This window comes from Lichenicoccus roseus (genome assembly GCF_005844085.1).
GTDB lineage: Bacteria > Pseudomonadota > Alphaproteobacteria > Acetobacterales > Acetobacteraceae > Lichenicoccus > Lichenicoccus roseus.
Map to the genome: position 1 here is coordinate 354625 of NZ_VCDI01000004.1, position 11834 is coordinate 366458.

Below are 11834 nucleotides of genomic sequence, written 5' to 3' on the forward strand. Positions count from 1 at the left end.
GTCTGCCTCACCCCTTGATGGCGCCGAGGGACAGGCCTTCGACGAGATAGCGTTGGGTAAATATAGCCAGCACCAGGGTCGGGATCACCGACAGCACCAGGGCCGCCGCGATCTGGCCGTACTCGATGCCGGACGCGGTGATGAAGGCAAGCGCGCCCACCGTCACCGGCTGAACGTCCGACGACCCCAGGATCAAAGCGAAGATGAAATTGTTCCAGGCGAAGATGAAGGACAGCAGGCCGGCGGCGGCGATGCCCGGACGCGCCAGCGGGATCGAGATTTTGAAGAAGGTGGCAAGCCAGCCATGGCCGTCGAGCCGGTAGGCCAGCTCGATATCCTCCGACACGTCCTCGAAATAGCCGCGCACGATCCATAGCACCAGCGGCAGGGTGATCAGCTGGTACACCCAGACCAGGCCGAAATAGGTGTCGTACAGATGCAGGGTCTGGAAGTATCCGAGCAGTGGCAGCAACACCAGCAGCGGCGGCGCGAAGCGGAACGACAGCAGGGTGAACGCCATGTCCTCGCCGCCACGGAACTTGTAGCGCGCGAACGCATACGCGGCCGGCACGCCCAGGATCAGCGAGACCACCACCGAGCATACCGACAGGATCACGCTGTTGAGCAGGTTGTGCATGTAGTCGATCTGCACGTTGCCTGAACTGGTCGAAAGATGGCCGGAGATCAGCGCCAGGTAGTTGCGCAGCGTGGGGACGAAGAACGGCGACGGCGGCGAGCGCAGGATGTCGACGTTCGTCATGAACGACATCAGCACCACCCACAGCAGCGGGAACAGAAAGAACAGTCCCACCATCACCATCAGGACGATGCGGAGCGCGCGTAGAAGCTGCGACGACATTCCGGCGTCTCCTCAGGCCATGCCGTGCGCACGCTCGCGCAGGCGAGTCCAGTTCTTCATGAACACGGTAGTCAGCGCATAGGTGATCGCCCACAGCACCATCAGGATTGCCGACGAGCGCCCGACATCGGTGAAGGTGAAGGCCTGCAGGTAGGCCTGCACCTGGAACACCAGCAGCGTGTCGCCGGGGCCGCCCTGGGTCATCGCATAGATGATGTCGAACTGCTGGATGCTGTCGAGCATGCGGAACAGGCTTGCCGTCAGGAGATAGGGCAGCAGCATCGGCAGCAGGATGCGGAAGAACACGAAGGTCCCGGGCACGCCGTCAAGTTCCGCCGCCTCGAACGGCTGCCGCGGCAGGCCGCGCAACCCGGCCAGCAGCAGGATGGCGATGAACGGGGTGTAGACCCAGACATCGACCAGTACGACGGTGAACAAGGCAGTGTTCGGTGACGCGCCCCAGCGGAAGTCATGGAAGCCGAGCAGCGAGACGAGATACGACAGCACGCCGAAGTTCGAGTTGGTCATCAGCTTCCACATCAGCGCCGCGATGGCAGGCGCCACCATCAACGGGAGGATGAGAAGAACGGAGAGCAGGTTGGTGATCAGCGAACGCCGCCACAGCAGCAGCGCGATGCCGAGCCCGAGCAACAATTCAACGCCCACGGTCAGCACGGTGTAGGCCAGCGAGACATACACCGTGTGCCAGAAGCTCGAACTCCGGAACAGGCTTACGAAATTGCCGAACCAGATGAACCGCCGCCCCATCGGGAAGGCAAGGTTGTAACGCTGCAGCGAGTACAGCACGGCGGTGATGAACGGGACCAGGATGCCGATGCATACCAGCAGCGCCGGCATGCTCAGCAGGTAGGGCAGCACCCGCGCGGAAACAGTGAACCGGCCTTTCTGACGCCGCTCGATCGGAGGGTAGGTGACGGCGTCCATGCGGGTGCCCTTGGCTGCCTAGTCGGTAATGCCGGCGTTGCTGAGCTGGCTCTTGATATCCGCGGCCAGTTGGTCGAGGCCGTCCTCCACCGAGACTTGGTTCGAATACATCTTCTGCAGCGCCGCCGCCCAGTTGGTGGTCACGTTGAAGAACAGTGGCTGCGGGGTGAAATAGATCTTGGCGCCCGGCGAGGACGCGGCGAACTGATCCAGGAAGCCGGGATAGCCCTGCATGCGCGTCTTGAAGTCCTGGTTGTCCCAGACGACCTGGCGCGTCGGGTCGATCAGGTCGGCCTTGGTGGCGCCCAGCGTGAGCTGCTGCGTGCTGGTCGCCCACTGCATCAGCTTCCACGCGGCCTGCTGCTGGCGCGAGAAGTTGCTCATCGCCAGCGACCATATCCAGACATTCGGAGTCGGCCGGCTGGCCTCCGGATTGGGCGTGAAGGCATGGTAGACGATGTTGCCGGCTTCCTTGGTGCCCCTCTCCTGGAAGAACGCCGCGCTGTCGGCGTCGTACACCATCGCCGAGGTGCCGCCGCCGAGATCGTTGGCAACCTCGTACCAGGTGTAGGTAGTCCAGTTCTTCGGACCGCCTTTCTGCAGCATCTCGATCCACAGCTTGGTGAAAGCCTTTGATTCCTTGCTGTTCATCGCCGGCACCAGCTTGCCGCTGCTGGTGTCGAAGTCCTTCGCGCCATAGTTGCTGTAGGCGGACAGGAAGCCGGCATGGATGGTCGCCCAGGAGCGGCTGCCACGGGCGCCGATACCGTAAACTCCGGGAATATCCTTCGAGATCTTGGCCGCCATCTCGATCAGGTGCGGCAGGTCCTTCGGCGGCTCCATGTGCGCCTGCTCGAGGATCCGCTTGTTGTAGGCGATCGAGTTCAACTCCCACGCCCAGGGCAGTGCCCACTGCTTGGCGGTCGGGCTGCCCAGCGCCTCGCCCGGAACGCCGCTCCAGGCGGTTGATGCGCGCAGGTTGGGAAGGATGCCGTCCCAGTCATAGTCGGGCGAGGTCTCGGCCGGGTCGTTGATGAACTTCTTGAGGTCGACCAGCCAGCCGGCCGGACCGTACTGCCAGGTCTGGTAGGCACCCGACATGAACAGATCGTAGGTGGTCGACTTGCTCGACAGCGCCGCGGTGACCTTGTCGAAATACACGTCCTCGGGAAACACATCGTAGGTGACGTCGATGCCAGTCAGCGTCTTGAAGCTGTCGATGTTCTTGAGCAGAGCATCCGTATAGGGATGCTTGTTCATCAGCAGCTTGATCGACTTGCCCTTCTGCGCCATCCAGTCATAGGACGTCGCCGCAAGCGCGCTCGTCTGCATGCGGTTGAGCAGCATGGTGGTCGCCGCGGCGCCGATGCCGAGCTGGCCCATGCGCGTCAGCATGTCGCGCCGGTTCATGCGCCCGGCGGCAAACGCCTTCAGCGTGTCGTTGATCTTGTCGGTCATGGTCGGCTTCCCCTCCCTGTTTTTATTATTGAAGCAGAATGTACCCGAACCACGCCGGCGGCAACCGGTGCAGCCTGGAGAGCCTGACCGGCCCACATCGTCGATGCGGGCCGATGCAGCCTCGCGGCGCCTATCGCCTGAGCGTGAATGCCGAGACGTAGCGCGACGTGTTCGCCTTGGTGATGAGGACACAATTGAACAGCTGCTTCTCGTTCGCCACGCCGGTCTTGCCGGTCTTGAGGAAGTTGTCCGCCTCGTCGACCGCTTTCGCCGAGAAGATCGCGACCGGCTGGAGCACGGTATATTGCAGCTCGCCCGCCTTGATCGCCGCAACCGCATCGGGAGAGCCGTCGAAGCCGCCCACCTTGATGCTCGAGAGCTTGCCGGCCTCCTTCAGGGCCGCGATGGCGCCAAGCGCCATTTCGTCATTGCCGCTGATCACGCCGGTGATGTCGGGATGCGCCTGCAGCAGGTTCTGCATCTTGTCGTGCCCCTGGGTCCTGTCCCAGTTGGCGACCTGGGAGCCGACCTTGGCGAGGCCGGAATACTGGCTGAGCACCGTCTCGTACCCGTTCGAGCGTGTGGCGGCGTTGTTGTCGGACGGCGAGCCCAGCAGTTCGACGTAGTTCGCCTTCTGGCCCAGGTCCTTCACCCAGCGCTGCGCCCCGAGGGCGGCCCCCTGGGCGTTGTTGGAGACCAGCTGCGCCTTGGCCAGGCCGGACTGGTTGATCTCCGCGTTCACCAGGATCACCGGGATATTGGCCGCGATGGCCTTCTTGACGGCGCCGACCGACCCGCTGGCGTTGGCCGGATCAAGGATGATCGCGACCGCCCGGTTGGTGATGGCGGTGTCGATCAGGTTGCTCTCGGTGTTGGTGTCGCCCTTCGAGGCGCTGACGCTCGCCTTGTAGCCGAGCTTCTCGGCCTCGGCAGCCGCGACCTTGCCCTCGGTCAGCCAATATGGATTGGACGGATCGTTGACGATGATCGCCATCAGTCCGCCCGCCGCCTTGGCCGGTGCCGCGACACCCGGGATTGCAGGTGCGGCAAGCGTGAGCGCGGACATCAGCGCGAGTGTCTTGATTCTAGTCAACTTGGTTCTCCCTTGGACGCGATAGCGAGTAGTTTGGTTGATCTTCGCCGGGACGCACGGCGTCAGCCGGCTGGCGGAACCGGGATCGCTTTTCCCGGCACCGCCTTGGGACGACGCTGATACTGCACGGCGTTCAGGAGCACGGCCAGGACGATCACGGCGCCCGTGAACACGGTCTGCCAATACGACGAGATCCCGATGATCACCAGCCCGTCGGACAGGAAGCCGATGACGAAGGCGCCGAGCAGCGTTCCCCGGACATTGCCACGGCCACCGGTGAGCGCCGCGCCACCGATCACGACGGCCGCGATCGCCGTCAACTCGTAGGACAACCCAGCCGTCGGGCCTGCGGACGTCAATTGCGAGGACAGGATCAGGCCGGCGGCCGCGGCGCAGATACCGGACAGGACATAGACCGATACCTGGACGGTCTTGACCGGAACACCGGAAAGTTCGGCGGCGCGCTCGTTGCCGCCGGATGCGTAGAGCCAGCGCCCGAAGGCGGTCCGGCTGAGCATCGTGTTGGCGCACAGCGAGACGACGATCAGCACCAACACGCCGACCGGGACCCCGAGCAGATGGTTGAAGCCAAGCCAGTTGAAGCCGGTATTGCCGAGCGCCGGCCTGCCGCCGAGATTGTTGTAGGTCAGGCCGTTGGTAATCAGCAACGCTGCGCCGCGTGCGACATACATGACGCCGAGAGTCGCGACGAACGCCGGCACCTTGAAACGCGCAACCAGAACGCCGTTGATCAGGCCAACGAAGCCGCCGAGCAGGCAGGTCAGCACGACCACGACCCATACCGGCGGATACAGCACGATCCCGAGCGCATCCAGGGTCACGCCCTGCATCAGGAACCCGGCGATCACTCCCGAGAGCCCGAGCGTCGAGCCGACCGAAAGATCGATGCCGCCATTCAGGATGACGAGCAGCATCCCGATCGCCAGGATCCCGAAGATGGCGACATGGGACGCCATCGTCAGGAAATTGCCGAGCGAGAAATAGTATGGCGACAGGATCGAGAACACGAGGACGATCACGATCAGGGCGAAGAAGGCGCGACCCTCCAGCAGCAGCCGGCCGATCTCCAGGTTCCTCGCCGGCGGCGTGGCGCCCGCACGTCCCGGAGACACGCTTGTTTCACTCATGGGAAGGCCCTCGGCTTGCGTGGCTGGCTTTGCGTGTCAGTGGACAACGGCTTCGCCCGAGGCGGCCATGATTTCCTCCTTCAGGACCTCGGGGCCGAACTCCGCCGAAATCTTGCCCCGGCGCATCACGATGATCCGGTGCGCGACGCTCAGGCACTCCTGGACCTCCGATGTCGAGTAGACGACGGCCAGCCCCTGCCTGGCCTTCTCGCCCAGCAGACGGAAGACCTCGGCCTTCGCGCCGATATCGATGCCCCGGCTCGGCTCGTCGAGCAGGATGGCCTTCGGGTCGGTCGCCAGCATCTTGCCGATGACGACCTTCTGCTGGTTGCCGCCCGACAGCGAGCCGATCGTGGCGGAGCCGCCGGCGGTCTTGATGTGCACGTCGCGTATCGACGCCTCGACCAGCTTCCGTTCCCGGACGCGCGACGTGAGCATGCCCTTGACGAACGACCGGATGCTGGCAAGCGACAGGTTCTCGCCGACCGACATCGTCTGTACCAGCCCGTCGCGCTGCCGGTCCTCCGGGACCAGCACAAGTCCGCGACTGATCCGCTCGGCGATGCTCAGGCCCTTCAGCGGCCGGTCCCGCAGAAGCACCTCGCCGGATGCGATCGGCACCCGTCCGGCAACCGCTTCGAGCAGCTCGGTGCGCCCGGCGCCCATCAGGCCATAGATGCAGACGATCTCGCCGGCACGGACATCGAGCGACAGATGATCGACCACCAGGTTGTGCGACTTCGTGGCGTCGGCGACGCAGAGGTCGCGTATGGAGAGAGTGACGTCGCCAAACGCGTAGCCGGTCGGCGGCGCGCCGCGATCGTAATGGTCGCCCACCATGTTGTGGACGATCCACTGCAGATCGATATCCTTCGCTTCCGCCGTCGCCGTGACGGTGCCGTCGCGCAGCACGACTGCGTAGTCGCTGACCTGGAGCGCCTCCTCCAGATGATGCGAGATATAGACGATCGAGACGCCGCGGCTGGTCAGGTCGCGAATGACCTTGAACAGCACCTCGACCTCGCTGGCGCTCAGTGCCGAGGTCGGCTCGTCCATGATCAGGATGCGGGCATCCACCGACAGCGCACGCGCGATCTCCACGATCTGCTGCTGGCCGAGGCGCAGGTCGGCGACCAGCGTCGTCGGATCGATGTCTTCCTCGAGCTCTTCCAGCAGCAGCCGCGTCTGGCGCGCTTCCTCCGCGAAATCCACGCCGGTGGCGGTGCGGATCTCGCGACCGAGAAAGATGTTGTCGCGGACGCTCAGGTTGGGGGCCAGGCTCAGCTCCTGGTGGATGATCGAGACGCCGGCATCACGCGCCTCCACGGTCGAGGCGAAGCTGACGCGCAGGCCTTCCAGCTCGATATCGCCCGAGGTCGGCGCCACCACGCCCGACAGGATCTTCATCAGCGTCGACTTGCCTGCGCCGTTCTCGCCGAACAGCGCCGTGACCTTGCCGCGATGGACATCGAAATTGACGCCCTTCAGGGCGTGCGTGCTGCCATACAGCTTGTCGACGTTCCTGGCGGATAACACGACGCCATCCGTCGCGGCGGCCACCCCGGCTGCTGCGCTCATCGCACGTCGAGCTTTACCGGGGTTACCACCCAGCTGCCGGGATCGGTGAGCTGGAACACCCCGACCACCGACACCTGCTTGCCGGTGAGATTGGCAACGTCGACCTTGGAGAGAACGTCCTTCTTCATCTCCTTGTTCAGCGCGGAACCGGCGTTCTGGTAGTCGATCTGGTTGCTGAACTGTCCGAAACTTATCGTGCCCGCCCCGTCGCGTAGATCGGTACCGGTGATGGCCGGGCCGGTCTGGACACTGACATGCACCGGATCCGGAAGTCCCGGAATGGCGACGTCGTAGACACCGGAATCCTGGCTGCCCGCTTTGCCGGCGAACCGGACCGCGAATTCCGGGCCGGCATCCGCCGCGATCCCATACTGCTTCTCGGCCGCCGCCTGGTCCTTCGCGATGGCGGCTGCAAGAACCGTCGCATCGACGGCGCGGCTCTCGACCGCCTGCTGCACCTTGGGAAATTCGGTGCGCCCGTAGACCGCGGCCGAAAAGCTGCCTGGCACGGCGTCCGCATCCGAACCGATGCGGACGACCCTAATGTCCAGCGCCATCGCCGCGAGCAGCACGAATGCGGCCCCGGCGCCCAAGGCGAGCTTCATGTTGGGCTTGGCGAGTGTCGTCATCCTGAACCTCGAGACCGGAATCCGTTGGCCGAGCAGGAAGGCTCAGTCCGGGATCAGGATGATCTTGATGGAGCCGTCGCCCTTCTTCATCAGGTCGAAGCCGTGCTTGAACTCCGCGAGCGGCAGTTTGTGCGTCACCACCCCCTCGGTCGGCAGGCGCCCGTCGCCGATGGCGGCAATCGTGAGCGGGTAGCAGTACGGGCCAAGATGCGCGCCGTACAGATCGAGCTGCTTGCGGTCGCTGATGATGGACCAGTCCGCCGTGACCTCGTGGCCGAACACCGAGAACTCGACGAAACGGCCGAGCTTGCGGATCATGTTCAGGCCCTGCGTCACGCTGCTCTCGTGGCCGGTGGCCTCGATATAGACGTCGCAGCCATAGCCGTCGGTCAGGTCCTTCACCGCGCTCACCACGTCCATCTCGAACGGGTTCATCACGATGTCGGCGCCGAACTTCTTGGCAAGATCCAGCCGGTCCTGCTTGCCGTCCAGCACGATCAGCTTGGACGGGTTCTTCAGTCGGGCCGCACCGACCATGCCAAGGCCGAGCGGGCCGGCGCCGGACAGCACCACCACGTCATCGAGCTGGATCAGGCCGCGATTGACCGCGTGCACCGAGCAGGCATAGGGCTCGGCCAGTACCGCCTTCTCCAGCGGAATGCTGTCCGGCACCTTGTGCGTGCGGCTCTCCTTGGGGAACCGCATGTATTTCGCCATGCCGCCGTTGACGTTGTTCTGGAAGCCGTAGACGTCGTGGCGCTCGCACATCCAGTATTCGCCGCGCCCGCAATAGCGGCAATTCTCGCACGGCACGATCTGCTCGGAGATCAAACGGTCGCCGACCTTGTAGACACCCTTTCGGGCAACGTTCTCGCCGACCTCGACGGCGCGGCCGACGAACTCGTGGCCCGGGATCATCGGCGCCTTGACGTAACGCGCCTGCCCCTTGTTGTCGCCCCAGAACGACGGCGCGCCCTGGAACGTCTTGATGTCGCTGGCGCAGATGCCGCAGGCCTCGACCTCGATGATGATGTCGTCGGGGCCGGCGCGCGGCACGTCGACTTCCTCGAGCCGGTAGTCGCCGGGTGCATAGGCGACGACGGCCTGCATGCGCCTTGGCAACTCGACGCCGGACGGCCTGGTGGTATCGGTTACGGTATCCATCGCTGGTTTTCTCCGGAGGTGGCGGATCAGGCGGCGTGAAGGCGCTTCAGCAGCCCATCCGCCAGCGCCTGCAGGATCAGGTTGGCGGAACAGGCGCCGGCATCCAGCGTGCCGCGCGAGCGCTCGCCGAGCCGGGCGGCGCGACCGAGCTTCGCCACCATGTCGCGTGTCGATTCGAGACCCTCGGCGCTTGCGGCCTTGAGCGCCTCCAGGCTGGCGGCGAAATCCTTGCCGTCCTTGGCCGCTGCGGCGAAGGCGTCGCGCGCCGGCACCAGCACGTCGATCAGCGTCTTGTCGCCGACCTTGGCCTCGCCGAGATCGACGACGCCCGCCTCGCCGGCGGTGAGCATCGCGGCGAAGTTGTCGCGGTCAAGCTTGTCCGAGCCCTCGAGGCTGTCCGCCATGTCGGTGAAGAACGAGCCGTACAGCGGCCCCATCGAGCCGCCGATATCGCCCAGCAGCGTGTCGCCGATGGTGGCAAATCCCTCGCGCAGGTCGAAGCTCTTCTTGCCCAGCCGCTCGTTGGCGAGGCGGAAGCCCTTCGCCATGTTGATGCCATGGTCACCATCGCCGGTGGCCCCATCGATCTCCGACAGCAGCCCCTGGTTCTCGATGATGACGGCGCCGATCTCGGTGGCGATCGGCGCTGCGTCGGCAAGCGTGACGGTTTCGGCCATGACTATTCTCCTCAGCCTGCGACCGTGAGGCCGATGGAACGCGCAGGTGCCCGCAACAGCCGGTCGAGTTCCTCGTCGAGGCGGGTCACCGTCACCGAGACCCCGGCCATCTCCAGGGAGGTGAAGTAGTTTCCAACGAAGCGGAAGCGCGGGGTGATCCTGTGGGCACGCAGGATCTCGTCGACATGGCCGTACAGCAGGTACAGCTCCATCAGCGGCGTGGCGCCGAGGCCGGATACCAGCACGCTGACATCCTCGCCGCCGAACTCCAGGTCGGCCAGGATACGCTCCAGCATCAGGCCGGCCATCTCCTTGGCCGGCGCCACCGGCAGCACCGCGATGCCATGCTCGCCATGATGGCCGATGCCGACCTCCATCTTGCCGGCCTCGATGGTGAAGTTGGGCTTTCCGGCGGCGGGAATGGTGCAGGCCGACAGGCCGATGCCGATCGAGCGGGTATTGTCGATCGCCTTCTGTGCGGAGGCGATGACGCCGTCCAGGTCGGCGCCCTCGGCCGCGCGTGCGCCGCCCGCCTTCCACATCAGGATCTCGCCGGCGACGCCACGGCGCTTGTCGGCTTCCTCCCTCGGTGCCGAGGCGACGTCGTCATTGGCGATCACGGTCCTGACCGTGATGTCGTCCTTGGCCGCCAGCTTGGCCGCCATCTTCACGTTCATGTTGTCGCCGGCATAGTTGCCGTACAGGCAGGCGACACCCTTGCCGCCGTCGGCCTCCTTGAAGGCAGCATGGAAGCTCTTGGCGGTCGGAGAGGCGAACACCTCGCCGACCGCGACCGCATCGCATAGCCCCGGTCCGACATAGCCAAGGAAGGCCGGCTCATGCCCCGATCCGCCGCCGGTGACGATACCGACGCGCCCCTTGGGACGGTCCCCGGCGTGGCGCAGGACGCGCGGATGGTCGGTGGCGACCAGAAGGTCGGGATGCGCCGCAAGGACGCCACGCAGGGTGCCTTCGGTGACCTGGTCCGGATCGTCGATCACCCGATTCATGCCGCATCCTTCACATCGCTCTTGCCCACAAAACTTGCCTCCGGGCGAACGAAAGTCAATGGAGTGCGCGATTGCTCAGCTCGATTAGCGGCGAAATTCCCCCAGGTGCGGTCCAATGTGGGATTCAGGCTTAATCTGGACGAACGGAACGGATAAACGAGCATCTGGCCGTGAGCAGATGCGCGCAGAGCTGTTGATTGTGCAGTGCGGAACCGGCCGTTCGGGAGGGAGCTGCGGTGCCTGACCAGTCGATCCACCAGGGCGATCCAATGCAGGCGGGCGTACGCAAGGCGGAGCGCGCCGAGATCCGGATCGAGACCCTGATCGAGATCGCTACGCTCTACTATTATGACGACGTCACCCAGGAGGAGCTGTCCCGGCGCTTCTCGCTTTCGCGCGCCAAGGTCGGCCGGCTTCTGAAGCGGGCCCGCACGGACGGGCTGGTCGAGATCCGCGTGCACCAGCCGCCGGCCGTCGGCGCCGAACTCGAGCAGGAATTCACCAGGCGCTTCGGCATCGACCGGTTGCTCGTCTCGATCGATCATCGCGATCCGGTGGCGCAGCGCAACGCGGTCGCCGCCCTGGTGGCCTCGCATCTCGAGCGCACCCTGACCGGCGGCTCCATCGTCGCGGTCGGCATGGGCCGCAACGTCGCGGCAGTCGCCGACACCCATGGCGGGAAGGCGCGCGGCAGCACCATCTTCATCTGCGCCATCGGCGGCTCGCAGCGCGCCGGCGAACACATGAACCCGGACCATATCTGCCGCAGGCTGGCGGCCCGCTTCGGCGGGGAGAGCGAGACCCTCTATGCGCCGGCGCTGGTGACCAATGCCGAGCTTCGCGCCGAGCTCTACCGCAACGAGACCGTGAAGCTCACCCTGGATCGCGCCCGCCGCGCCAACGTCGCCCTGATCGGCGTCGGCGATCTTTCGGAAGAGAGCAACATGGTGCGGATGGGCTGGTTCTCGCCGGAGGAGATCGCCGAGGCCCGGGTGGCCGGCACCATCGGCGACACGATGGGGTACGACTTTATCGACATCCATGGCCAGCCCGCCAATACCGGCATGCAGGGTCGGGTCATCGGCCTGAGTCGCCAGGACCTGGAGCGCATCCCGGACGTGATCGCGATCGCCAGCGAGAACACCAAGGCGCCGGCCATCCTGGGGGCGCTGCGGACTGGCGCCATCGACACCCTGGCGACCTCGTTCACCAACGCGCACACCATCCTGCGCCTGGACGACGCCACCCGGTCGCCGCCGGCGCCCTGATCGCG

General features: G+C 65.2%; 11 protein-coding genes. 1 reads left to right on the forward strand and 10 read right to left on the reverse strand.

Annotated features, from left to right (window positions below):
* Positions 1-7: 7 nt before the first annotated feature.
* The 10 genes from FE263_RS14005 to FE263_RS14050 all read right to left on the reverse strand — a co-directional run bounded on the left by FE263_RS14005 (position 8) and on the right by FE263_RS14050 (position 10561).
* A complete protein-coding gene (locus FE263_RS14005) occupies positions 8-859 on the reverse strand; it encodes a carbohydrate ABC transporter permease (protein ID WP_138326625.1) in 852 nt (283 codons plus the stop codon).
* Positions 860-871: 12 nt separating this feature from the next.
* Positions 872-1804 carry a carbohydrate ABC transporter permease gene (locus tag FE263_RS14010; protein WP_138326626.1) on the reverse strand — a complete coding sequence of 311 codons (933 nt, stop codon included), beginning with the start codon at positions 1802-1804 and terminating at the stop codon, positions 872-874.
* 18 nt (positions 1805-1822) lie between these two features.
* On the reverse strand, positions 1823-3262 hold the full coding sequence (locus FE263_RS14015) for an extracellular solute-binding protein (RefSeq protein ID WP_138326627.1): 1440 nt from the start codon (positions 3260-3262) through the stop codon (positions 1823-1825).
* A 130-nt stretch (positions 3263-3392) separates the two neighbouring features.
* Complete coding sequence (locus FE263_RS14020) at positions 3393-4355, reverse strand: D-ribose ABC transporter substrate-binding protein (protein WP_205880385.1); 963 nt, start codon at positions 4353-4355, stop codon at positions 3393-3395.
* A gap of 62 nt (positions 4356-4417) precedes the next feature.
* Complete coding sequence (locus FE263_RS14025; RefSeq protein ID WP_138326628.1) at positions 4418-5503, reverse strand: ABC transporter permease; 1086 nt, start codon at positions 5501-5503, stop codon at positions 4418-4420.
* A 36-nt stretch (positions 5504-5539) separates the two neighbouring features.
* On the reverse strand, positions 5540-7081 hold the full coding sequence (locus FE263_RS14030; RefSeq protein WP_138326629.1) for a sugar ABC transporter ATP-binding protein: 1542 nt from the start codon (positions 7079-7081) through the stop codon (positions 5540-5542).
* Entirely contained in the window at positions 7078-7710 is a 633-nt protein-coding gene (locus tag FE263_RS14035; protein WP_138326630.1) for a DUF2291 family protein, read from the reverse strand. Before FE263_RS14035 ends, FE263_RS14030 begins: the two co-directional genes overlap by 4 nt.
* 42 nt (positions 7711-7752) lie before the next feature.
* The gene (locus FE263_RS14040; RefSeq protein WP_138326631.1) at positions 7753-8874 is read right to left on the reverse strand and encodes an alcohol dehydrogenase catalytic domain-containing protein; all 1122 of its coding nucleotides are present in this window, start codon (positions 8872-8874) and stop codon (positions 7753-7755) included.
* A 26-nt stretch (positions 8875-8900) separates the two neighbouring features.
* The gene (gene dhaL / locus FE263_RS14045; RefSeq protein WP_138326632.1) at positions 8901-9551 is read right to left on the reverse strand and encodes a dihydroxyacetone kinase subunit DhaL; all 651 of its coding nucleotides are present in this window, start codon (positions 9549-9551) and stop codon (positions 8901-8903) included.
* Positions 9552-9562: 11 nt separating this feature from the next.
* The gene (locus tag FE263_RS14050) at positions 9563-10561 is read right to left on the reverse strand and encodes a dihydroxyacetone kinase subunit DhaK (protein ID WP_138326633.1); all 999 of its coding nucleotides are present in this window, start codon (positions 10559-10561) and stop codon (positions 9563-9565) included.
* 236 nt (positions 10562-10797) lie between these two features.
* Between FE263_RS14050 and FE263_RS14055 the strand changes: the two genes are divergently transcribed.
* The gene (locus FE263_RS14055) at positions 10798-11829 is read left to right on the forward strand and encodes a sugar-binding transcriptional regulator (protein ID WP_240759576.1); all 1032 of its coding nucleotides are present in this window, start codon (positions 10798-10800) and stop codon (positions 11827-11829) included.
* Positions 11830-11834 lie beyond the last annotated feature (5 nt).